Genomic DNA, 23,159 nt, shown 5'->3' on the forward strand with positions numbered 1-23,159 from the left:
CCCTCGGGTTGAGGCTTTCTGGCGATCGTGAGCTCCTCGGCTGTGCCTGCGTATCGGTCTCATCCTGACGCAGCGTCCGCCGCGCCCCACACCCGGGGCCACCCCACCCACCCCAAACCCCCACAAACCCCACCCGCCCTCACCTCCGTCCCCGCCTCCCCCCGCCTCCCCCCGCCCCGTCGATCATGAAGTTGGCGGCAAGATCGGAGATCGACTTCGCCGTCAACTTCATGATCGACGGGTTGGGCGGGGGCGCGGGGGCGGGCCGGTGCCGGGTCTCCGGGTGCGCCAGGAACAGCGTGAGGGCGGGTGGGCGGGCGCGGGCGGCGGGTGCGGGGGCGGTCAGGGGCGGGTGTCGCCGGGTGGGGCGTACGGGCTCTGGCCGGGTGGGGTGTGGTGGGCCTGGCCCTGGGGCGGGTAGGCGCCCGCGCCGGGCTGGGGGTATCCGCCCGGCTGGGGGTATCCGCCCGCCTGGGGGTATCCGCCCGGCTGGGGGTATCCGCCCGGCTGGGGGTATCCGCCCGGCTGGGGGTGCGCGCCGGGTGGCGGGTAGCCGCCGGGTGGACCGTAGCCGGGCGGCCGGGCGGCGTGACCGGCGGGGACCGGCGGGCCCTGCCCACCGGCGTCCATCCGGTCCAGCGCCTCGTCCGGGATCGAGCCGACCTTCGCCAGTTCACGCCGGTGACGGCGACGGCTCCAGATCAGGAACACCACGAGCGCCAGCAGCACCACGAGCGCCACGGCGATGCCGATGCCGATCACCATCACCTGCTGGTCGGTGGGGCCGCCCCGGTCGCCGTACTTCGTCACGTCGAAGTTGTCGTCCCCGGCGGCGGCCGGTGGTGCGGACGCGCTGGGCGCGGCGGCCCCGAGCAGCGGGTTCGCCGACACCGACGGCACGTCTGCGGTGAGCGCCGCCACCGGGTCGATCCGGCCGAAGCCGAACCGCGGGTCGCGGCCGGGCGGCCCGGCGTCCCGGGCGGTACGGATCATCCGGTTGATCACGTCGGGCGCGGAGAGCTTCGGGTGCTTCGACCGGATCAGCGCCGCGACGCCGGAGACGACGGCGGCGGCGTCGGAGGTGCCGTCCCCCCAGCCGTAGCCCCGGTCCGGGCCGATGTTGTAGACCTCGTCGCCGGGCGCGGCGATCACTGCCTCCGGGCCCTGGGCCGATCCGGACCAGAAACCCCCGCCCCGGACCGTGCCGGTCACCGCGATCACGCCGGGGATCTTGGCGGGTGAGACGACGCCCGGGCCGGCCTGCCGGACGTTGCCGGCGGCGGCCACCACGACCACGTCGCGCTCCAGCGCGTACCGGATCGCGGCCTCCTCGGCCTCCTCCACGGGCCCGGCGCCGCCGTACGACAGGTTGAGCACCTTCGCCCCGCCGTCGACGGCCATCCGGATGCCGGTCGCGGAGTCGTCCTTGGTGGCCGCCGCGCCGACGGGCTTCCGGATGGGCAGGATCCGGGCGTCGGGCGCGATGCCGACCACTCCGGTCCCGTTGGCCGCGATGATCCCTGCCATGTGGGTGCCGTGGCCGTCCGGGTCGCGCCGGCCGTCACCGGAGTCACGGGTGCTGCCCCCGGCCAGGACCTGGCCCCGCATGTCGGGGTGCCCGGCGTCCACACCGGTGTCCAGCACGCCGACGACGACGCCCCGCCCGGTGGAGATCTGATGCGCCCGGTCGATCCGCAGCTCGTCCAGATACCACTGCTCGGCGCGGCGCGGCGCGGCGACCGCCGGCTGGGCGGCACCCAGCAGCATCAGTCCGGCGAGCAGACCGGCCGTCACCGGCCGGAGCGCACCGACGTGCACCTTCATCCGTCCGTCCTCATCGCAGGATGCCCGGGGACGCACCGTCACCGGCGCCCCACGGATCGTCGTCCTCAGTCAACCATGACGAGTGCCCGGCCGCGTCGCGGCCGTGACCGGCGCCGCCGTGACCGCCCATCATTCCGCCGCCCATCATCCCGGCGCCGGCCATCCCGCCACGCGAGCCGCCCGGTCCCGCCGCGGCCGCGGCCTTCAACGCGCTGGCCGCGCTGGTCAGTGGCGGAACCTTTCCGTTGGCGCCGCCGACCATGCCGGGCAGGCCGCCCATGGCCATGCCGCCGGCCGCGCCGATCCCACCGGCCGAGCCCAGACCGGCGCCACCACCGCCGAAGCCGCCGCCACCGGCGCTCAGTCCACCCGCGCCACCGCCACCGCCGCCCAGACCGAGCGTCCCCGGCCCGCCCGCGGTGATCGTGCCGGGCCCGGCCGCGCCGGCCAGACCACTGCCGTACTCCGGGGTGCCCGAGCCGGGGGCGCCACCGAGCTCGGGGATCCCCCCGGAGGTCGGCGGGGTGTAGGAGCCGCCACCCGGTACGCCGCTGCCGGGCCCACCCGGGGACGGCGTGAACGAACCGCCGCCGGGCGTGCCACCACCGATTCCGGTGCTGCCGATGGACGGCATGGGGCCACCACCGCCGGGCATGCCGCCGCCGGGCGCGCCGCCACCCGGCAGGCCGCCGCCGGGCACACCCGACGGGGGAACCCGCGGGTCGCCGCGGTAGCCGTCGCCCAGCTCACTGTCGGTGGGGCGGGGTACGACCAGTTTGGGGCGCTCGGCCTCGACCGCGGCCGGCAGCGGCGACATCGCCGTGTTGGCCGCCTGCTGGTTGTCGCGGTACCAGTTGTCCAGGTGGGACTTGGTGTCCCACCAGCCGCCCCGCTTCTGGTCGCTGGCGTTGCCGTCGATCTTCATGGTGGCTTCGAGGTCGTCGGCCTTGTCGCGGAACGCGCCGTCGGCGTACAACGCCTGGTTGCCCTGGTAGTCGCTGCGCAGGGCGGCCAGGAAGCCGGACTGGCTCTCGCCGTCGCGCGCGTCGTCCAGCTCGGTGCCGCCGGGCAGGCTCCACTCGTTCCAGCCGAAGTTGTCCATCAGCGGGATCGGGATGCTCGCCACCGCCGTACGGATGTCGCCCTCGATCCGCGTCAGCGCGCCACTGACGTTGCTGGCGTGGGTGATGAGTTCCTCGATCTCCTTGCCGATGTCGCCGAGGTGCTCGCGGTACGCGTCGCCGCCGCTGCCCTTCCAGCCGGCGAGCATCCCGGGCAGGCCGCCGGTGTGCGGGCGCTCCTGCCCGGCCGCGATCGGGCCGACGAACGAGCGACCGACGAGCGAGTCGCGCAGGTGGCCGAGCGCGGTGGAGAGGTTCTTCCAGCCCGCGCCGACCGATCCGACGGTTTCCGGGTCCGCCGAGAGCGTCACCTCACGGACACAACGCTCCCAGGTGCCTCCTGCCATGACAGTCTCCCCCTCAGGCCGTGTACGGGTAGGTGGGCTGCTGCCCGGCGTCCGGCGGCGGGGCCGCGGACTCCAGCAGCCGCTCGATGTCCTTGCCGTTGGCCGCGTTGCGGGCCTCGGCGTCGCGGAACGCCTTGGCGATGTCCTGTGTGCCCTGCTTCAGGCCGGCCAGCTTCATGGAGATGGCCTTGAGGTGGGCCTCCATGCTGGCCGTGGAGGTGGTCAGCGCCTGCCACTGCATCCGGGCGTCCTCGTACGCGCCGAACGGGGTGCCGTTGGGCACCGTCTGCGCGTTGCCGCTGTCGCCCTTCATCCGCTCCTTGATGCGTTCCATCTCCCAGCCGATGGTGTCGTCGACGTACTGCTTGAGACGCTCGACGTACTCCGCTGCGGCGTCCAGATCCTCGACGCTGACGTGCAGATCGCCGGTGTCCGGCGGATTGATGCCCATCCTGACTGTCCTCCCCGCTGCCGGCCCCGGCCGGTCCATTACGGACGCAGCGTATCGAGGAAGGACCAGTCGGGGCACCCCCACCCCGTGTACCGCGGCGGTCATCGGGAAGGACGACGGAGCGCGGGAACCCGGACGGGTTCCCGCGCTCCGATGAGTGCGGGCGGCGTCAGCCCTGGGCGGCGGCGGGCAGCTTCAGCCCGTTGACCGGGGTGAGCGGCAGCAGCTTGCGGCCGGTCGGGCCGATCTGGATCTCGGTGTCCATGGACGGGCAGACGCCGCAGTCGAAGCAGGGCGTCCAGCGGCAGTCGTCCTGCTCGTACTCCGACAGCGAGTCCTGCCAGTCCTGCCAGAGCCAGTCCTTGTCCAGGCCGGAGTCGAGGTGGTCCCAGGGCAGGACCTCCAGTTCCTCGCGCTCCCGGGTGGTGTACCAGTCGAGGTCCACGCCGTACGCCGGCAGCACCTCGGTGGCGGCGTCCACCCACCGCTGGTAGGAGAAGTGCTCGCTCCAGCCGTCGAATCGGCCGCCGTTCTCCCAGACCTTGCGGATCACCGCGCCGACCCGGCGGTCGCCCCGGGAGAGCAGGCCCTCGATCAGCGACGGCTCGCCGTCGTGGTAGCGGAAGCCGATCGCCCGGCCCAGCGACCGGTCGCTGTTGATCGCCTGCTTGAGCAGCTTGAGCCGGCCGTCGATGACCTCCGGCCGCTCCATCGAGGCCCACTGGAACGGGGTGTGCGGCTTCGGCACGAACCCGCCGATGGAGACCGTGCAGCGGATGTCCTTCGATCCGGTGGCCGCGCGGCCGGCCCGGATCACCTCGTGCGCCATGTCGGCGATCTCCAGGACGTCCTCGTCGGTCTCGGTGGGCAGGCCGCACATGAAGTAGAGCTTCACCTGCCGCCAGCCGTTGGAGTACGCGGTGACCACCGTACGGATGAGGTCTTCCTTCGACACCATCTTGTTGATCACCTTGCGGATCCGCTCCGACCCGCCCTCGGGGGCGAAGGTCAGACCGGTCCGGCGTCCGTTGCGGGACAGCTCCTGAGCCAGGTCGATGTTGAACGCGTCCACCCGGGTCGACGGCAGCGACAGCGAGACGTTCGTGCCCGCGTACTGCTCGGCCAGGCCGGAGCACATGTCGCCGATCTCGGAGTGGTCGGCCGACGACAGCGACAGCAGGCCGACCTCGTGGAAGCCGGAGAACTCCAGCCCCTGCTGCACCATCTGGCCGACGGTGGTGATGGAACGCTCCCGCACCGGGCGGGTGATCATGCCGGCCTGGCAGAAGCGGCAGCCGCGGGTGCAGCCCCGGAAGATCTCCACCGCGTACCGCTCGTGCACCGTCTCGGCGAGCGGCACCAGGGGCTTCTTCGGGTACGGCCAGGCGTCCAGGTCCATGGTCGTGCGCTTGTGCACCCGGAACGGCACGTCCGGCCGGTTCGGCACGACCCGCTGGATCCGGCCGTCGGGCAGGTAGTCGACGTCGTAGAAGCGCGGCACGTACACGCTCTCGGTGCGGGCCAGCCGCAGCAGCAGCTCGTCGCGGCCGCCCGGGGAGCCCTCCGTCTTCCACTCCCGGACGATGGCGGTGATCTCCAGCACCGCCTCCTCGCCGTCGCCGAGCACCGCGGCGTCGACGAAGTCGGCGATCGGCTCCGGGTTGAACGCGGCGTGCCCGCCGGCCACGATCACCGGGTCGGCGTCGGTGCGGTCGGCGGCGAGCAGCGGGATGCCGGCCAGGTCGATCGCGGTGAGCAGGTTGGTGTAGCCCAGCTCGGTGGAGAACGAGACGCCGAACACGTCGAAGTCACGCACCGGGCGGTGGGCGTCGACGGTGAACTGCGGCACGCCGTGGGCGCGCATCAGCTTCTCCAGGTCGGGCCAGACCGCGTACGTCCGCTCGGCCAGCACGTCGGGCAGCTCGTTGAGCACCTCGTACAGGATCTGCACGCCCTGGTTGGGCAGGCCCACCTCGTAGGCGTCCGGGTACATCAGCGCCCACCGGACGGTCGCGGCGTCCCAGTCCTTGACCACCGCTCCCAGCTCTCCACCCACGTACTGGATGGGCTTGGTCACCTGCGGCAGCAACGGCTCCAGCCGGGGCCAGACCGAGTTGGCGGCGGCGGGACGCGGGGTCGTGGACGGGGCACTCATGATGCCCAAGCGTACGCGGTGCCCCGGCCTTCTCCCGCGCCCGCGCCCGTGTCCGCCGCGTTGATCAAGGAGTTTGTGCGCTGTCCGGCGCTCCCACCGGACGCGAACTCCTTGATCACCGGAGTGGGGCCGGGGACGGGGGCGGAATTCGTCCTGGGTGGCGGGGCGGTACTAACCTCGCAACGGGCGCGAGAGGAGATAGCCGCGATGCCGCAGCCGCAGCCGGGGGCGGACCGGCCGGCCGACGGGGCCGAGATGCCGTCCGTCACCGAGCCGGCGACCGCCGCCGACACCGAGGACGCCACCGGCGCCTCGGCTCCGGCGTCCCCGTCCGGCGCGACGGCGGCCGCCGACGACCGGACCCCCGGCGCGACGGCGGCCGACCAGCCGTCCGACGCCGCCGACGGCGAACCGCACGACGGTACGCCCCAGCGCCGGCCTTCCGCCGTCGCGTCCGACGAGCAGCCGCACCCCGTCGAGCCGGCCGACGCGCCTACCGACGACGAGGCTCCGACTGCCGACGCCGGAGCGCCGGGCGGCACTCCGCCCGTACCGGCCACCCGGGCTCGGGGATCCGCGGCGGTTCCGGGCCGCACCACACCCGTCCCCACTCCCCGGACCGGGCGGCAGCCGGATCCGACCCGGATCGACGTCGCGCCGCAGCCGTCCCGGGCTGCGGCCGCCCCTGACCCCACCAAGGTCGAGAACGCACCGGACCGCATGCCGTCGGCGAGCACGCCGGACCCGACCCGCGTGGAGAACACGCCGGACCCGACCCGCGTGGAGAACACCCCCGATCCGACCCGGGTCGAGGCGCCTGCGCCCCGCTGGAGCGGTTCCGCCGCCGTCCCGCCACCGCCGCCGCGACGGCCCGCCTGGGGCGAGTCCGCCGAGCCCACGCCGGTGCCGCCGCTGGCATCGCCGGAGCACGCCACGCCGGTCGACCCGTGGGCGGGGGTGGACACCACGGGCTGGGAGCTGCACGCCCCCGAACTGCCGCCGCTGACGCCGACGCTGCCCTACACCGCGCCCTGGGCCGCGCCGAACAACCCCCACCCGGCCCATCCGGCGCCACCGGCGGCCCACCCCGCCCCGCAACCGGCGCCACCGGCCCGTCCCGCGCCGCCCGCAGCCCGGCCGGTCTCACCGCCGCCGCACAGCCCGCCGTACCCCGGACCGGCCCGGCCGGTCCCGCCGCCGCACCACCCCGGTCCGCCCGCCGCCCGGCCGCTGCCGCCCGCGGCGCCCGTCGCGCCGCCGGCGAAGCCCGGACGGCCGCCGAAGCAGCGCCGGAGCAAGGCCGGACCGCCTGTCGCACCGCCGCCGGGCTGGCAGCAGCCGCCCAGGCGGACCCGCCGCCGGCGCCGCTGGCCCTGGGTGCTGCTGCTCTCCGTCGCCTGCTGCTGCGGCCTCCCGCTCTGGTGGTTCCAGCCGATCTCCAGCCAGTACCCGGCCAGTGCCACCCTTCCGGACCAGATCGACTCGATGCGGCTGCGCCAGGACGAGAGCAGCCGGGCCGCCGCCGAGGAGCTGAAATCCCAGGTACGCGAGGCGAACCTGCTCGCCGAGGACACGTTCGCCGGCATCTACGGCACGAGCGACGGCAAGCGGGTGACGTTGTTCGGCAGCACCGGGCTGCGGTTCAGCCCGGAGTCGGACGCCAAGGCGGAACTCGACCGCCTCGCCGGGGACTACGCCCTGAAGGAGTCGGTGGCCGTGGACACCGGCGTACGGGGACGCCACGAGCGCTGCGCCGTCGGCCGCGCGGACGGCGACTCGGTGGTGGTCTGCGTCTCGGCCGACCACGGCAGCCTCACCACTGGCGTGTTCACCCGGTTGTCGGTGGACGACAGCGGGCGGCTGCTGAACGACCTGCGCCAGCGCGTGGTGGTGCCGAAGTCCTGACCGCTCAGGCGGTCTGGTCGCCGCCGGCCTGGTCGCCGCCGGTCTGGGCGGCGCGCTTCGGGGCGTAGCGCGGGACGTACTCCTGGCCGCTGAGCTTCTGGATCTCGGCCATCATCTCGTCGGTCATGGCGCGCAGCGAGGTGCGGTCGTCGGGACGGCCGGTGAAGTCCAGCGGCTTGCCGAACCTGATGGTGATCTTGGCGCGGCCCGGTCGCGGGATCCGCGTACCGATCGGCTGGGCCTTGTCGGTGCCGGTCACGCCGACCGGGATGATCGGCACCCCGGCGGCGACCGCCAGCCGCGCCGCACCGGTGCGCCCCCGGTAGAGCCGCCCGTCCGGGGAGCGGGTGCCCTCCGGGTAGACGGCGACCAGGTCACCGGCCTTGAGCACCGGGATCGCCGCGTCGAACGCGGTCAGCGCGGCCCGGCCACCGGCCCGCTCGACCGGGATGGCGCCCAGGCCGGTGAGCACGAACTTGGAGAAGCCGCCCTTGAGGCCGGTGCCCGTGAAGTACTCCGACTTGGCCCAGAACGCCAGGTGCCGGGGCACCACGGTGCCGAGGAGCAGTTCGTCGGCGACGGAGAGGTGGTTGCTGGCGAAGATCGCGCCGCCGGTCGCCGGGATGTGCTCCAAACCCTCCACGTGCGGACGGAAGGCCAACCGGAGCGTGGGCGCCACGGTGAGCTTGCCGATGGTGTAGAGCAGGGGCACGGGTCCTCCGGCGGTCGTACGTGAAACAGGCGCTGTCACGGTAGCCGACGCGGCCGTCCGCCACCGAGGGGGTGGTCCGCAGTCCACTCGCTGGGTGCGGGTGTCAAGCAGGGGCCCTTCCTCTACCTGAGGCGTCAGGAAGGGCCCCCGCCCTACATCACACCTTGCGGACCGTCACCGTCACGCGCTCGCCCTCGCCGGCCTCGCCGGCGAAGCCGTCGAGGCCCTCGGCGAAGTCGATGCTGTCGGCGAGCACCTCCCGGGCCACGAACCCGGTGTACGCGGCGACGGCCGCGCGCACCTCCTCCGACGCGGAGACCGCCACCGTGATCCGGTCGGAGATGTCCAGATCGGCGTCGCGGCGGGCCTGCTGCACGACCCGGACCACGTCCCGGGCCAGCCCCTCGGCGGCGAGTTCCGGCGTGACCTCGGTGTCCAGCACGACCACCCCCTCACCGCCGGGCAGCGGCGCGGAGTGCTCGGCGTCGGCGGCGACCAGGCGCAGCTCGTACTCGCCCTCGGCGAGCGTGACCCCGGCGGCGACCGGGGCGCCGTCGCGCAGCTCCCACTCCCCCGCCTTGACCGCCTTGATGACCTGCTGGACGGCCTTGCCGACGCGCGGGCCGAGCGCCCGCGGCACCACTGTGAGCACCTGCTGGCAGTACGCGGACACCTCGTCGGTGAGCACGACCTCCTTGACGTTCACCTCGTCGGCGACCAGGTCGGCGAAGGGCCGCAGCTGGGCGGCGACGGGCGACGCCACTGTGAGCGTCGCCAGCGGCAGCCGCACCCGCAGGCCCTTGGCCTTGCGCAGCGACAGCGCCGCCGAGGCGACCGCCCGGACGTTGTCCATCGCGGAGACCAGCTCGTGGTCGGCCGGGAACTCCTCCGCCTGCGGCCAGTCGGTCAGGTGCACCGACCGCTCGCCGGTCAGCCCGCGCCAGATCTCCTCGGCGGTCAGCGGCGCCAGCGGCGCCACCACCCGGCAGAGCGTCTCCAGCACGGTCCACAGCGTGTCGAACGCGTCCGCGTCGCCGGCCCAGAACCGGTCCCGGGACCGGCGCACGTACCAGTTGGTCAGCGCGTCCAGGTAGGACCGCACGGTCGCGCAGGCGCCGGAGATGTCGTACGCGTCCATCTGCGCGCCGACGGTCGCGACCAGCTCGTTCGTCTTCGCCAGCACGTACCGGTCGAGCACGTTCGTGGAGTCGGTACGACGACGCGCGGTGTAGCCGTCGGCGTTGGCGTACAGCGAGAAGAAGTACCAGACGTTCCACAGCGGCAGCAGCACCTGGCGCACCGCGTCCCGGATGCCCGACTCGGTGACCGCCATGTCGCCGCCGCGCAGCACCGGCGAGGACATCAGCATCCACCGCATCGCGTCCGACCCGTAGGAGTCGAACACGTGGTAGACGTCCGGGTAGTTGCGCAGGCTCTTGGACATCTTGCGCCCGTCCGAGCCGAGCAGGATGCCGTGGCTCAGGCAGTTGCGGAACGCCGGCCTGTCGAACAACGCGGTGGCCAGGACGTGCATGGTGTAGAACCAGCCGCGGGTCTGCCCGATGTACTCGACGATGAAGTCACCCGGGTAGTGGTGCTCGAACCACTCACGGTTCTCGAACGGGTAGTGCACCTGGGCGAACGGCATCGAGCCGGACTCGAACCAGCAGTCCAGCACCTCCGGCACCCGGCGCATCATCGACTTGCCGGTCGGGTCGTCCGGGTTGGGGCGGACCAGGTCGTCCACCGCCGGCCGGTGCAGGTCGGTCAGGCGTACGCCGAAGTCACGCTCGATGTCGGCGAGCGAGCCGTACACGTCGACGCGCGGGTAGTTCGGGTCGTCCGAGCGCCACACCGGGATCGGCGAGCCCCAGAACCGGTTCCGGCTGATCGACCAGTCCCGGGCGTTCGCCAGCCACTTGCCGAACGAGCCGTCCTTGATGTGCCCGGGCGTCCAGTTGATCTGCTGGTTCAGCTCGACCATCCGGTCCTTGAACGTCGTCACCGCGACGAACCACGACGACACCGCCTTGTAGACAAGCGGGGTGTCGCAGCGCCAGCAGTGCGGGTACGAGTGGGTGTAGGTGTCCTGCCGCAGCACCACCCCCCGCTCCTTCAGCTCCCGGATCACCGGCTTGTTCACGTCGAAGACCTGCTCGCCCTGGTACGGCGGCACCAGCGCGGTGAACCGGGTGTGGTCGTCCACGGTCACGACGGTCGGGATGCCGGCGGCGTTGCAGGTGTTCTGGTCGTCCTCACCGAAGGCGGGCGCCAGGTGGACGATCCCGGTGCCGTCCTCGGTGGTCACGAAGTCCGCGCCGAGCACCTGGTAGGCGTTCGGGCCGGCCGGCTCGACGAGGAAGTCGTACAGCGGCGTGTAGCGGCGTCCGACCAGGTCGCGGCCGTACACGGTGCCGACCTGCTCGTACCCCTCCAGCTCCTTGGCGTACGCGCCGAGGCGCGCGGCGCCGACGACGTAGCGCTCGCCACTGCGCTCGCTGTCGGGGGAACCCCGGTGTTCCAGCAGCGCGTACTCGATGTCGGGGCCGACGGCGAGCGCCAGGTTCGACGGCAGCGTCCACGGCGTGGTCGTCCAGACGCCCAGCTTGACCGGCCCGCGCAGCGGCTCCGGCGCGTTCTCGTCGGCGGTCAGCTCGAACCAGACGGTGAGCGTCGGGTCGTGCCGGTCCCGGTAGACGTCGTCCATCCGGGTCTCGGTGTTCGACAGCGGCGTCTCGCACCGCCAGCAGTACGCGAGCACCCGGAAGCCCTCGTAGACCAGACCCTTGTCGTGCAGGGTCTTGAAGGCCCACATGACGCTTTCCATGTAGTCCAGGTCGAGCGTCTTGTAGTCGTTGGCGAAGTCGACCCAGCGGGCCTGCCGGGTGACGTACCGCTCCCAGTCGTGGGTGAACTCCAGCACGGAGGTGCGGCAGGCGTCGTTGAACCGGGCCACGCCGAGGTCGAGGATCTCCGCCTTGGTGGTGATGCCGAGCTGCTTCTCGGCCACCACCTCGGCGGGCAGGCCGTGGCAGTCCCAGCCGAACCGGCGCTCGACGTGCTTGCCCCGCATGGTCTGGTAGCGCGGCACCACGTCCTTGACGTAGCCGGTGAACAGGTGGCCGTAGTGCGGCAGGCCGTTGGCGAACGGCGGGCCGTCGTAGAAGACGTACTCGTTCTCCCCGTCCCGGCCGGCGTCGCGGGCCTCGACCGACGCCTCGAAGGTCTTGTCGGCCGTCCAGTGCTCCAGCACCCGGCGCTCGACCGCGGGCAGGTCCGGGCTCGCCGGTACGCCGGCGCCGGTCGGGTCGTGCAACGGATAGGCCATCGCCTGTCGCTCTCCCTCAGCAGCTCACTCGTCAGTGGTCTGCGAGGACGAGCCGAATCCGGTACGCCGTGACCGGCGCCCGGGTGTGGCCCGCGGTACCACCCCGCTTGGCGGCCGAGGTGCGACCGCCCGCTCATTGGCCGGCTGTGACGGGCCGGTCCCGTCCGGTTCTACTGAGCCGGTCACCCGGCCGTTCTTCCGGAGGCTCGCCGGTGATGGCCGGGTCGTCGCCTGTGCCCGTCAAGCGTACTCGACCCCCACCCACCGCGCCGCCGAGTATCCCCCACCCCCGCCCCGCCTCTGCCCCGCCGCCTCTGCCCCGCCTCTGCCCCGTCGATCATGAAGTTGACGGTGAAATCCGAGATCCACATCGCCGCCAACCTCATGATCAACGAGAGCCTGGGCCTTGCGCGACGCCCTCCTGCGCGGCGGAACCGTCCGGCACCACCACGCCGATCGGCAGGTCGTTGGCGATCACCTTCCAGGTGGCCCGGGACGCGCGCAGCTCCCGGATCAGCCACTCCCGCTGCGCCCCGCCGAGCAGCCCGCGGTTGCGGTCGGCGTACGTGTTGCCGTCGTTCGGGTCCTTGTAGGTGCGCATGTCCAGCACGAACACGTCCAGCAGCGGCCCGTACGACAGCTTGCGGTACATGGGCCCGCCCGACCGCACCGGCAGCCACTCGTGGAACGCCTGCCGGGCCCGGGCGGCGAGCGCGTCCACGCGCTTCTCGCCGTACCGCTCGTCGGTCAGGACCTCCCCCGGGTACCAGTTGTTCACCACCTCGTGGTCGTCCCACTGGTTGACCTGCGGCACCTCGGCGGCGAACGCCCGCAGGTGCTCGTCGAGCAGGAAGAAGTCCGGGCGGCGCTCCCGCATCGCCCGGAAGATCGCCAGGCCGTCGAAGCCGGTGCTGATCCCCCAGCCCTGCCCGACGATGTCGCCGGTCCACACGAACCGCACGTCACGCCGCTGGTGCCGGCCGGGGGCGGTGGCGAACGAACCGGTCAGCGGCTCGCCGCACAGGCCGTGCCGGTCCAGGCTCTCCACCCGTACCCGGTCGTCGATCGATGTGCGTCATGACTTCTCCCGGTCTCGGCAGTGTCACCAGCCCGGTCTACCGGCCGCAGGTGGCCGGGAACTCCGGTCGAGGTGACCGGCACGTCAACGACTGCTGTCGGCCCGGTCATGACCACCGTCACACCGCCGGGCCGTCACACCGCGCCCGCCGTGCCCCGTCCTGTCCGCGTACCCGAACCTCAAGGAGGCGGCGATGAGCCGGATGGACATTGCGGCGGTGGCGCCCGAGGCGTACCAGGCCGTGCTGGGCCTGGAGAAGTACGTCCGGGCGAACGTGGACCACACCGTGCTGGAGCTGGTGAAGCTACGGGCGTCGATGCGCAACGGCTGCGCGTTCTGCGTCGACATGCACAGCCGCGAGGCGCTGGCGGCCGGAGAGGACAGCCGCCGGCTGTTCGCTGTCGCGGCGTGGCGCGAGGCGCCGTTCTTCGACGAGCGGGAGCGGGCCGCGCTGGCCCTCACCGACGCGGTGACCCGGCTCGGCGAGCACGGCGTGCCGGACGACGTCTGGGACGCCGCGGCGAAGGTGTGGTCGGAGAAGGAGCTGGCGGACCTGGTGATGGCGATCGCCACCATCAACGTGTGGAACCGGGTCGCGGTGACCTGCCGGACACAGCCGCCGGCGCAGGTCTGATCGCCGGCACACGACGGCCCCGGTCCCGCGAGCATGCGGGCCGGGGCCGTCGGCGCGTCGGTCAGGCCAGCTCGGGGAACCAGAGCGCGATCTCGCGCTTGGCGCTGTCCGCCGAGTCGGAGGCGTGCACCAGGTTCTCCCGGTTCGACAGCGACAGGTCACCGCGGATGGTGCCGGCGGCGGCCTTGCGGCCGTCGGTGCTGCCGATCATCGCGCGCACCACCTCGACGACCTGGTCGCCGGAGAGCACGAGCGCCACCAGCGGGCCGCTGGTCATGAACGTCTTCAGCGGCGGGTAGAACGGCTTGTCGACGTGCTCGGCGTAGTGCTGGTCGGCGAAGTCGCCGTCCATGGTCCGGCTCACCATCGCGTCGATCCGCAGGCCCTTGCGCTCGAAACGGGACAGGATCTCGCCCACCAGACCGCGGCGCACCGCGTCGGGCTTGATCAGTACGAGCGACCGCTCGTCCGGGCTGCTGCTGGACACGCTGGGTTCCTCCTGCGCACTCAAACGGGGTTCGGCTGGGTACGGTCAGCGTAGCGACCCGGTCCCGGCGCCGGCGCGGCGGCTGCGTCTTCCCTGGCCCGCCGCGGCGGCCTAGCCTGGCCCTGGAACCCCTGGGAGGTCCACTGTGGCGAATGGCGGGAACCGCACGATCGCGCCGGTACGCAAACTGATCGGGGTGGTGCTGGGCACCGTCGCCACCTTCGTGACCGTGTTCGGGCTCGGCATGACCAGCTGGGCCATCGTGGCGCTCGGCGTCGCGCTGCTGGTGCTGGCGATCGCCCTGGCCACGGTACGCGGCGGCGGCCGCACCTGGGTGATCGGCCTGGGGCACGTGCACAGCGCCTCCGAACCGCCCACCCAGTACGCGTTCGGCCGGTGCGAGCTGCAACTGGTCATCGACGCGCCGGGGCTGCCGCCCCGATCCAAGAAGATCATCGAGCCTCGGGTGCCGGTCGCCAAGTGGCCCTCGCTGGGCCAGGCGCTGCCGGTCCGGGTGGCGCTCGACGACCAGCGGCACGTACGCGTGCTGTGGGACGAGGTGCCCACGCACGCGGAGAGCGCCGCCGGGGTGGCCGACCTGCCGCCCGAGTACGCCGCCGAGCCGGACCCGCTGGACGAACCGCTGATCGCGCAGGAGGCGCCGCCGTGGGCCGGGCGCGCACCGGAGGACGACTTCCGCGACGACTACCCGCCCGCGCCGGACCCGTACCTGGACGACGTCCCGCCCCGGGCCGAGGAACGCGAGCCGGTGGTGCTGCACCAGAGCCCCGGCGGTCCGGTGGTGCTGGAGGGGCAGCTCGTCGAGCGGGCCGAGCGCACGGCCGGCCCCGGCCCGCTCCCCCGCCGCGCCCCGGCCCCCCGCTCGCCGGCCGAGGAGCCGGTCGACACGGTGCCGGTCGAGACAGTGCTCGTCGACTCCGGGCCGGCTGACTCGGTGCCGGCCGACGCCGGACGGTCCGACGCCGGACGGGCCGACATCGGACCGCCCGACATCGGACCGCCCGGACCCGGGCCGGCCGACTCCGGGCCCGACCCGATCGACGTGGCGCTGGACGACCCCTCGGACGCGCCGCGGCGCTCCGACGCACCGCCGACGCCCGAGGAGCTGGACGAGGCGATCTTCGGCCCGTCCGGCGCGGCCGAGCCGGACGAGCTGACCAGCCCGATCAGCGGCGTCGGCATCACGCTGCTCGTCAGCGACCTGGACCGGTCCCTCGACTTCTACCGGGAACTCGGCTTCGACGAGTTGGACCGGGGCGAGGGCAACGCCGTGCTCTCCTCCGGGCCGACCCGGCTGGTGCTGCGCCGGGTGACCGGCGCCGCCCCGATCAGCCGTCGCCTGGTGCACGTGAACCTGGAGGTGGACGACATCCAGGGGGCGTACGAGCGGTTGCGCGACTCCGGCGTCCGGTTCACGTACGCCCCGCGCGTGGTGAACCGGGGCACCAAGCTGGAGGTGTGGGCGGCGGCCTTCCGCGACCCCGACGGCCACGGCGTCGCGCTGACGCAGTGGCGCACCCTCGCCCAGGTGTAAGGAAGGGCCCCTTCTTAACGCCTCAGGTAGAGGAAGGGGCCCTTCTTAACACGCGCGACCGCGCGGCGGCGCTCAGCCGAGGATGACCCGCCGCACGTGCAGCGCGTACGCCCACACCAGCGCGAACATCACACCCAGCGCGAACAGCGACCAGTGCAGCAGCCCGGAGAGCAGCAGCAGTCCCTGGATCACGGTGCCGGCGTGCCACGCCCACGGGCGGCGCATCATGCCGGCGAGCACCACACAGGCGACCGCCAGCCCCACGATCGCGCCGATCGCCGCGCCGCTCAGGTCACCGCCGACCACCCGGATCGGCTGGATGGCCAGCAGCAGCACCAGCGCCTCCAGCGACATGGTGCCGGCGCCGAGCCCGCGTACCGCCTTGTCCGGGTTCCGCAGCCCGGACCGCCGCGCGCCGCCCGCCGGCTCCGGGCCGCCCGCCGGCTCCGCGTCCGGCCGCTGCTGCGGGCCGGTCATCGCTTGAGCAGCCGGCGTGCGTCGGCCACTGTCACCACCGATCCGGTGATCAGCACGCCCACACCGGCCAGTTCGCCCGGCACGTCCGACTCGGTCTCCGCCACCGCCGCCTCGATGGCGTCGGGCATGTCCCGGGCCACCTGCACCCGCTCCGGCCCGAAGATCTCCCGCGCCAGCGCGGCCAGCTCGTCCACCGGCAGCGCCCGGGCCGAGCTGTTCTCCGCCACCACGATCGAGTCGAGCACCGGTTCGAGCAGTTCGAGCAGGCTCGCCGCGTCCTTGTCGCCGAGCACCGCCAGCACGCCGACGAGCTTGCTGAACGCGAACTCCTCCTGCACGGCGGCGACTGTCGCGGCCATCCCGTGCGGGTTGTGCGCGCCGTCGAGCAGCACCGTCGGTGCGGTACGCACCCGCTCCAGACGGCCCGGCGAACTGGTCGCGGCGAAGCCCTCACGGACCGCCTCGATGTCGAGCTGCCGCCGAGTCCCGGCGCCGAGGAACGCCTCCACCGCGGCAAGCGCCACCGCCGCGTTCTGCGCCTGGTGCGCGCCGTGCAGCGGGATGAAGATCTCCTCGTACACCCCGCCCAGGCCCTGGATGGTCAGCACCTGGCCGCCGACCGCGACCGCGCGGCGCAGCACGCCGAACTCGGCGCCCTCGCGCGCGACGGTGGCGTTGACCTCGGCGCAGCGTTCCAGGATCGGCCGGGCCGCCTCCTCCTCCTGCGCCGCCGCGATCACCGTGGCGCCGGGGTGGATGATGCCCGCCTTGTGCAGCGCGATGTCCTCGATCGTGTCGCCGAGCCACTCGGTGTGGTCCAGCCCGATCGGGGTGATCACGGCGACACCGGCCTGGATCACGTTCGTCGCGTCCTCCGCGCCGCCGAGCCCGACCTCCACCACCGCCACGTCGACCGGGGCGTCGGCGAACGTAGCGAACGCCAGCGCGGTGGTCATGTCGAAGTACGTCAGCGGCTCGGCGAACCGCTGGTCGACCAGCTCGGCCAGCGGGGCGATCTCGCGGTACATGGACACGAACCGGTCCTCGCTCACCGGCTCGCCGTCCAGGCTGATCCGCTCCCGGACGGTCTCCAGGTGCGGGCTGGTGTAGCGGCCGGTGTGCAGTCCGAACGCCCGCAGCAGCGAGTCGACCATGCGGGCCGTCGAGGTCTTGCCGTTGGTGCCGGTCAGGTGGATCGACGGGTACGCCCGCTGCGGGCTGCCCAGCAGATCGAGCAGGGTTCCGATCTTCTCCAGCTCGAAGTGCATCCGGGTGAAGCCGCGCGCGTCGAGCGCGGCCTCCACCTCGGCGAACGCGGTGCGGTCACTCATACGGGGCCATCTTTCGTTCGCGACTGCGGGGCTCGCAACCCCGGCTCACTCCTCGCGCTCACGAGGGCAGCGCCTCCAAGGCGGCGTCGATCCGGACCAGGTCCGCCTCGGCCACCGCCAGCCGGTCGCGGATCTTCGCCACCACCGGCTCGGGCGCCTTGCCGACGAACGCCGGATTGTCCAGCTTCGCCCGCGCCTGGGTGGCCTCCTTCTCGGCCGCCGCCCGATCCTTGGTGAGCCGGGCGCGCTCGGCGGCCACGTCGATCGAGCCGCGGGTGTCGAGTGCGACGCTGACCGCGCCGGGCATGGCCAACGTGGCGCTCGCCTGGAAGTCGTCGCCCGGCGCGTCCAGCCGGGCCAGCGAGCGGACCAGCGGCTCATGCGCCGCGATGCCCGCGCCGGTCAGGCCGTCGAGGCGGGCGGCGACCCGCTGGGTCGGCCGCAGCCCCTGGTCCGAGCGGAACCGCCGGACCTCGGTCACCACCCGCTGAAGCGTGCCGACTTCGCCCTCCGCGGCGTCGTCGATCAGGGTACGGTCGGCGACCGGCCAGGAGGCCGTCAGCACGGTCTCGCCGCCGCTGAGCGCGGCCCACAGCTCGTCGGTGACGAACGGGATGACCGGGTGCAGCAGCCGCAGGAGTTGGTCCAGCACGTGACCGAGCACCCGGCGGGTGGCGTCGGCGGCGGGACCGCCCTCGGCCAGCACCGGCTTGCTCAGCTCGACGTACCAGTCGCAGACATCGTCCCACGCGAAGTGGTAGAGCAGGTCGCAGACCTTCGCGAACTCGTACGCCTCGAACTGCTCGTCGACCTCGGCGGTGACGTGCGCCAGCCGGGACAGGATCCACCTGTCGACGGTGGAGAGGTCACCGGCGTCCGGCAGCGGGCCGTCGGTGTGCGCGCCGTTGAGCAGCGCGAACCGGGTGGCGTTCCAGAGCTTGTTGCAGAAGTTACGGGAGCCCTGGCACCACTCCTCGCTGACCGGCACGTCCTGGCCGGGGTTGGCGCCCCGGGCCAGCGTGAACCGGGTGGCGTCGGCGCCGAACCGGTCGATCCAGTCCAGCGGATCCACCACGTTGCCGAACGACTTCGACATCTTCTTGCCGTGCTCGTCACGGACCATGCCGTGCAGCGCCACCACGTCGAACGGCTGCACGCCGTCCATCGCGTACAGGCCGAACATCATCATCCGGGCGACCCAGAAGAACAGGATGTCGTAGCCGGTGACCAGCACGCTGGTCGGGTAGAACTTCGCCAGGTCCGGGGTGCGCTCCGGCCAGCCGAGCGTGGAGAACGGCCACAGACCGCTGGAGAACCAGGTGTCCAGCACGTCCTCGTCCTGCCGCCAGCCCTCGCCGGACGGCGGCTCCTCGTCCGGGCCGACGCAGACGATCTCGCCGTCCGGGCCGTACCAGACGGGGATGCGGTGCCCCCACCAGAGCTGGCGGGAGATGCACCAGTCGTGCATGTTGTCGACCCAGGCGAAGTAGCGCTTGGCCAGCTCGGCCGGCTCGATCTTCACCCGGCCGTCGCGCACCGCGTCTCCGGCCGCCTTGGCGAGCGGCGCCGTGTTGACGAACCACTGCAACGACAGCCGCGGCTCGACTGTCGTCTTGCACCGCGAGCAGTGCCCCACCGCGTGCAGGTACGGCCGCTTCTCGGCCACGATGCGGCCCTGCTCGCGCAGCGCCGCGACGATCGCCGGTCGGGCCTCGTACCGGTCCAGGCCCTCGAACGGGCCGGGTGCGGTGATGACGCCGCGCTCATCCATGATCGTCAGCGACGGCAGGTCGTGCCGCTGGCCGATCTCGAAGTCGTTCGGGTCGTGCGCCGGGGTCACCTTGACCATGCCGGTGCCGAAGCTCGGGTCGACGTGCTCGTCGGCGACGATCGGGATCCGCCGGTCGGTGAGCGGCAGCTCCACCTCGGTGCCGATCAGGTGCCGGTAGCGCTCGTCGTCCGGGTGCACCGCCACCGCGGTGTCGCCGAGCATGGTCTCCGCCCGGGTGGTCGCCACCACCACCTCGTCGCCGTAGCGGATCGAGACCAGCTCGCCCTCGTCGTCGGTGTGCTCCACCTCGATGTCGGACAGCGCGGTGAGGCAGCGCGGGCACCAGTTGATGATCCGGTTGGCCCGGTAGATGAGCCCGTCGTCGAAGAGCTTCTTGAACATGGTCTGCACGGCCCGGGACAGGCCCTCGTCCATGGTGAAGCGCTCGCGGTCCCAGTCGACCGCGTCGCCGAGCCGGCGCATCTGGCCGAGGATCGCGCCGCCGGACTCGGCCTTCCACTGCCAGACCCGCTCGACGAACTTCTCCCGCCCGAGGTCGTGCCGGGACAGCCCCTCACCGGCGAGCTGCCGCTCGACCAGGTTCTGGGTGGCGATGCCGGCGTGGTCCATGCCCGGCAGCCAGAGCGCCTCGTATCCCTGCATCTTCTTGCGCCGGGTGAGCGCGTCCATGAGGGTGTGCTCGAACGCGTGACCCATGTGCAGCGAGCCGGTGACGTTCGGCGGCGGGATGACGATGGTGAACGGCGGCTTCTCGCTGTCCGCCGACGCCCGGAAGTGCCCGCCGGCTACCCACTGCTCGTACCGTCGCTGCTCTACCTCGCCGGGCTGGTACTGGCCGGCGAGGGTCGGGGCGTCGGGGCGTCGGGCATCCAGTCTCTCGGTCACCCGGAAAGTCTACGGAGCGCTTTCGGGGACCCGACGTGCACCACCTGTGATTCGCGTACGGTGGCGGTCATGTCCGACGCGCATCTCACCGAGCGCCCGGTCGACGGGGGTTCCGATCCGGTCGAGCTGACCGAAGAGCCGATCGAGCTGAGCCGCCGCGACCCCGCGCAGGACCCCGAACGCCGTCCCGTCTCGCGGCGCCGGAGGATCGTCATGGCCGCTCTGCTCGCGGCCGGGATCGCCGGCGCGGGCGCGCTCGGGCTGGGTGGCTGGCGGGTCCTCCAGCAGAAGGACACGACTCTGGGCCAGCCGGCCGAGGTGGCCGGGCTGGTACGCGACGACAGTGAGCGGGCCCGCAGCACCGCCGACTACCTGCGCGACGGGCTGGCCGCCGACATCGAGCTGGACCGCGGCTTCGGCGCCGTCTACTCCGACCGCGGGGACGCCAAGCGCTCGGTGCTGCTGTTCGGCGGCACCACACTGCTCTGGCAGCCCGAACGCGACCTGGACACCCTGTTCGGCCTGATGGCCGACGAGACCGGCCGGGTAGCAGGACTGCGTGAGGTGGACGCGGGCCGCCTGGGTGGCGTGATGAAGTGCGGTACGACGAGCGGCGACGGCGGCGACTTCGCGGTCTGCGGGTGGGCGGACCACGGCAGCGTCGTGATGGGCATGTTCCCGGGCCGGCGGGTCGACGACGCGGCGGCGCTGTTCCGCGACATCCGCGAATCCGTCCAGAGCCGCTGAGCCCGCTCGTCCGGCGCCGGCTCCGGCCGGGTTTCCGGTGAACGCAATTCAGGGCCGCCCCGGTGTGGGGTGGCCCTGAACTGAAGGATTGTCCGGCGGTGTCCTACTCTCCCACACCCTCCCGAGTGCAGTACCATCGGCGCTGGAGGGCTTAGCTTCCGGGTTCGGAATGTGACCGGGCGTTTCCCCTCCGCCATGACCGCCGTAACTCTATGAACATGTCAACCAACCCAACAACATGGGTGGTGGTTTGTTCAGAGTTGCACAGTGGACGCGTAGCAGCTTGGTAGTCAAGTCCTCGGCCTATTAGTACCGGTCAACTGAACCCGTTACCGGGCTTACATTTCCGGCCTATCAACCCAGTCGTCTAGCTGGGGGCCTTACCCCACAAATGTGGGTGGGATACCTCATCTTGAAGCGAGCTTCCCGCTTAGATGCTTTCAGCGGTTATCCCTTCCGAACGTAGCTAACCAGCCGTGCCCCTGGCGGGACAACTGGCACACCAGAGGTTCGTCCGTCCCGGTCCTCTCGTACTAGGGACAGCCCTTCTCAAGTATCCTACGCGCACGGCGGATAGGGACCGAACTGTCTCACGACGTTCTAAACCCAGCTCGCGTACCGCTTTAATGGGCGAACAGCCCAACCCTTGGGACCTGCTACAGCCCCAGGATGCGACGAGCCGACATCGAGGTGCCAAACCATCCCGTCGATATGGACTCTTGGGGAAGATCAGCCTGTTATCCCCGGGGTACCTTTTATCCGTTGAGCGACACCGCTTCCACATGCCAGTGCCGGATCACTAGTCCCGACTTTCGTCCCTGCTCGACCTGTCAGTCTCACAGTCAAGCTCCCTTGTGCACTTGCACTCAACACCTGATTGCCAACCAGGCTGAGGGAACCTTTGGGCGCCTCCGTTACCCTTTAGGAGGCAACCGCCCCAGTTAAACTACCCACCAGACACTGTCCCTGAACCGGATAACGGTCCGAAGTTAGATACCCGAATCAACCAGAGTGGTATTTCAAGATTGCCTCCACCCATACTGGCGTATGGACTTCACCGGCTCCCACCTATCCTACACAAGCTAATTCAGATACCAATGTCAAGCTATAGTAAAGGTCCCGGGGTCTTTCCGTCCTGCCGCGCGTAACGAGCATCTTTACTCGTAATGCAATTTCGCCGGGCCTGTGGTTGAGACAGTGGGGAAGTCGTTACGCCATTCGTGCAGGTCGGAACTTACCCGACAAGGAATTTCGCTACCTTAGGATGGTTATAGTTACCACCGCCGTTTACTGGCGCTTAAGTTCTCCGCTTCGCCCCGAAGAGCTAACAGGTCCCCTTAACGTTCCAGCACCGGGCAGGCGTCAGTCCATATACATCGAATTACTTCTTCGCATGGACCTGTGTTTTTAGTAAACAGTCGCTTCCCCCTGCTCTCTGCGGCCATACAACGCTCCACCCGCGCGGGGCTTCACGTCTCCGGCCCCCCTTCTCCCTAAGTTACGGGGGCAATTTGCCGAGTTCCTTAACCACAGTTCGCCCGATCGCCTCGGTATTCTCTACCTGACCACCTGTGTCGGTTTGGGGTACGGGCCGCTAAGAACTCGCTAGAGGCTTTTCTCGGCAGCATAGGATCACTGACTTCACCTGAATCGGCTCGGCATCACGTCTCAGCCCCATGGCGTGCGGATTTGCCTACACACCGGCCTACACGCTTACCCCGGCACAACCACCGGCCGGGCTCAGCTACCTTCCTGCGTCACCCCATCGCTTGACTACTACCCGCCAGGTTCCCACGCTCCCCACCCTCAACCCGAAGGTCTTGGATGGATCGGATGGTTAGCACAACGAGGTTCGTCAGGGACGCTCTTTCGCGGGTACGGGAATATCAACCCGTTGTCCATCGACTACGCCTCTCGGCCTCGCCTTAGGTCCCGACTCACCCAGGGCGGATTAGCCTGGCCCTGGAACCCTTGGTCATCCGGCGGAAGGGTTTCTCACCCTTCTTTCGCTACTCATGCCTGCATTCTCACTCGTGCCGCGTCCACAACTGGGTCACCCCGCTGCTTCACCCCCGGCACGACGCTCCCCTACCCACCCACACACCTGCATACCCCATCAAGGAGGCACGAAGTTCATGTGTGAATGCCACAGCTTCGGCGGTGTGCTTGAGCCCCGCTACATTGTCGGCGCGGAACCACTTGACCAGTGAGCTATTACGCACTCTTTAAAGGGTGGCTGCTTCTAAGCCAACCTCCTGGTTGTCTATGCGACCCCACATCCTTTTCCACTTAGCACACGCTTAGGGGCCTTAGCTGGTGATCTGGGCTGT

At 71.3% G+C, this 23,159-nt stretch carries 14 protein-coding genes, 2 rRNA genes and 1 pseudogene (1 of these 17 running past the window's edge); 4 read left to right on the forward strand and 13 right to left on the reverse strand.

Annotated elements, in window-relative coordinates:
• Positions 1–342 precede the first annotated feature (342 nt).
• From mycP to O7622_RS27065, 4 genes are all read right to left on the reverse strand, one after another.
• The gene (mycP, locus tag O7622_RS27050) at positions 343–1,824 is read right to left on the reverse strand and encodes a type VII secretion-associated serine protease mycosin (protein ID WP_282310933.1); all 1,482 of its coding nucleotides are present in this window, start codon (positions 1,822–1,824) and stop codon (positions 343–345) included.
• A 10-nt stretch (positions 1,825–1,834) separates the two neighbouring features.
• Positions 1,835–3,292: a hypothetical protein gene (locus O7622_RS27055; RefSeq protein WP_282310934.1), complete on the reverse strand. Its 1,458-nt coding sequence runs from the start codon at positions 3,290–3,292 to the stop codon at positions 1,835–1,837.
• A 13-nt stretch (positions 3,293–3,305) separates the two neighbouring features.
• A complete protein-coding gene (locus O7622_RS27060; protein WP_091421868.1) occupies positions 3,306–3,743 on the reverse strand; it encodes a hypothetical protein in 438 nt (145 codons plus the stop codon).
• A 169-nt stretch (positions 3,744–3,912) separates the two neighbouring features.
• Positions 3,913–5,898 (reverse strand): TIGR03960 family B12-binding radical SAM protein, encoded by a 1,986-nt coding sequence (locus O7622_RS27065; protein WP_282310936.1) that lies wholly within the window; start codon positions 5,896–5,898, stop codon positions 3,913–3,915.
• A gap of 207 nt (positions 5,899–6,105) precedes the next feature.
• Here O7622_RS27065 and O7622_RS27070 point away from each other — a divergent pair, with 207 nt between their 5' ends.
• Positions 6,106–7,803, forward strand: coding sequence for a hypothetical protein (locus O7622_RS27070; protein ID WP_282310937.1), 1,698 nt, complete (start codon positions 6,106–6,108; stop codon positions 7,801–7,803).
• A gap of 4 nt (positions 7,804–7,807) precedes the next feature.
• Here O7622_RS27070 and O7622_RS27075 read toward each other — a convergent pair whose 3' ends face one another.
• The 3 genes and pseudogenes from O7622_RS27075 to O7622_RS27085 all read right to left on the reverse strand — a co-directional run.
• Positions 7,808–8,515 carry a lysophospholipid acyltransferase family protein gene (locus O7622_RS27075; RefSeq protein ID WP_282310938.1) on the reverse strand — a complete coding sequence of 236 codons (708 nt, stop codon included), beginning with the start codon at positions 8,513–8,515 and terminating at the stop codon, positions 7,808–7,810.
• Positions 8,516–8,672: 157 nt separating this feature from the next.
• Positions 8,673–11,843 (reverse strand): isoleucine--tRNA ligase, encoded by a 3,171-nt coding sequence (gene ileS, locus O7622_RS27080; protein ID WP_282310939.1) that lies wholly within the window; start codon positions 11,841–11,843, stop codon positions 8,673–8,675.
• Positions 11,844–12,237: 394 nt separating this feature from the next.
• Positions 12,238–12,900, reverse strand: a pseudogene (locus O7622_RS27085) (alkaline phosphatase D family protein); the annotation flags it as partial.
• Between the two features lie 214 nt (positions 12,901–13,114).
• Between O7622_RS27085 and O7622_RS27090 the strand changes: the two are divergent.
• Positions 13,115–13,555, forward strand: coding sequence for a carboxymuconolactone decarboxylase family protein (locus tag O7622_RS27090; RefSeq protein WP_282310940.1), 441 nt, complete (start codon positions 13,115–13,117; stop codon positions 13,553–13,555).
• A gap of 61 nt (positions 13,556–13,616) precedes the next feature.
• On the opposite strand, the gene ndk is transcribed toward O7622_RS27090, so the two are convergent.
• Positions 13,617–14,042 carry a nucleoside-diphosphate kinase gene (gene ndk / locus O7622_RS27095; RefSeq protein WP_013288023.1) on the reverse strand — a complete coding sequence of 142 codons (426 nt, stop codon included), beginning with the start codon at positions 14,040–14,042 and terminating at the stop codon, positions 13,617–13,619.
• A gap of 145 nt (positions 14,043–14,187) precedes the next feature.
• On the opposite strand from ndk, the gene O7622_RS27100 reads away from it, so the two are divergent.
• Positions 14,188–15,597, forward strand: coding sequence for a VOC family protein (locus O7622_RS27100; RefSeq protein WP_282310941.1), 1,410 nt, complete (start codon positions 14,188–14,190; stop codon positions 15,595–15,597).
• Between the two features lie 72 nt (positions 15,598–15,669).
• Here O7622_RS27100 and O7622_RS27105 read toward each other — a convergent pair whose 3' ends face one another.
• The 3 genes from O7622_RS27105 to O7622_RS27115 are packed head-to-tail and all read right to left on the reverse strand — an operon-like array spanning position 15,670 to position 20,082.
• Complete coding sequence (locus O7622_RS27105; protein WP_282310943.1) at positions 15,670–16,074, reverse strand: DUF4233 domain-containing protein; 405 nt, start codon at positions 16,072–16,074, stop codon at positions 15,670–15,672.
• Positions 16,071–17,405: a folylpolyglutamate synthase/dihydrofolate synthase family protein gene (locus tag O7622_RS27110; protein WP_282310944.1), complete on the reverse strand. Its 1,335-nt coding sequence runs from the start codon at positions 17,403–17,405 to the stop codon at positions 16,071–16,073. Before O7622_RS27110 ends, O7622_RS27105 begins: the two co-directional genes overlap by 4 nt.
• A 58-nt stretch (positions 17,406–17,463) precedes the next feature.
• Complete coding sequence (locus O7622_RS27115) at positions 17,464–20,082, reverse strand: valine--tRNA ligase (protein WP_282310945.1); 2,619 nt, start codon at positions 20,080–20,082, stop codon at positions 17,464–17,466.
• 69 nt (positions 20,083–20,151) lie between these two features.
• On the opposite strand from O7622_RS27115, the gene O7622_RS27120 reads away from it, so the two are divergent.
• Positions 20,152–20,829: a hypothetical protein gene (locus O7622_RS27120; RefSeq protein WP_282310946.1), complete on the forward strand. Its 678-nt coding sequence runs from the start codon at positions 20,152–20,154 to the stop codon at positions 20,827–20,829.
• Positions 20,830–20,919: 90 nt separating this feature from the next.
• Here the strand turns inward: O7622_RS27120 and rrf are convergent.
• Together rrf and O7622_RS27130 are read right to left on the reverse strand one after the other, a co-directional pair.
• A 5S ribosomal RNA gene (rrf, locus tag O7622_RS27125) occupies positions 20,920–21,036 on the reverse strand.
• 79 nt (positions 21,037–21,115) lie between these two features.
• A 23S ribosomal RNA gene (locus O7622_RS27130) occupies positions 21,116–23,159 on the reverse strand (it continues 1,066 nt past the right edge of the window).

The sequence above is a fragment of the Micromonospora sp. WMMD1076 genome (assembly GCF_029581475.1).
Taxonomy (GTDB): Bacteria; Actinomycetota; Actinomycetes; order Mycobacteriales; family Micromonosporaceae; genus Micromonospora; species Micromonospora aurantiaca.

Coding starts and splice junctions, on each gene's coding strand:
- O7622_RS27060 (WP_091421868.1), bottom strand. CDS start 3,743: ATGGGCATCAATCCGCCGGACACCGGCGATCTGCACGTCAGCGTCGAG.
- O7622_RS27055 (WP_282310934.1), bottom strand. CDS start 3,292: ATGGCAGGAGGCACCTGGGAGCGTTGTGTCCGTGAGGTGACGCTCTCG.
- O7622_RS27065 (WP_282310936.1), bottom strand. CDS start 5,898: ATGAGTGCCCCGTCCACGACCCCGCGTCCCGCCGCCGCCAACTCGGTC.
- O7622_RS27070 (WP_282310937.1), top strand. CDS start 6,106: ATGCCGCAGCCGCAGCCGGGGGCGGACCGGCCGGCCGACGGGGCCGAG.
- O7622_RS27110 (WP_282310944.1), bottom strand. CDS start 17,405: ATGAGTGACCGCACCGCGTTCGCCGAGGTGGAGGCCGCGCTCGACGCG.
- O7622_RS27120 (WP_282310946.1), top strand. CDS start 20,152: ATGTCCGACGCGCATCTCACCGAGCGCCCGGTCGACGGGGGTTCCGAT.
- mycP (WP_282310933.1), bottom strand. CDS start 1,824: ATGAAGGTGCACGTCGGTGCGCTCCGGCCGGTGACGGCCGGTCTGCTC.
- ileS (WP_282310939.1), bottom strand. CDS start 11,843: ATGGCCTATCCGTTGCACGACCCGACCGGCGCCGGCGTACCGGCGAGC.
- O7622_RS27105 (WP_282310943.1), bottom strand. CDS start 16,074: ATGACCGGCCCGCAGCAGCGGCCGGACGCGGAGCCGGCGGGCGGCCCG.
- O7622_RS27090 (WP_282310940.1), top strand. CDS start 13,115: ATGAGCCGGATGGACATTGCGGCGGTGGCGCCCGAGGCGTACCAGGCC.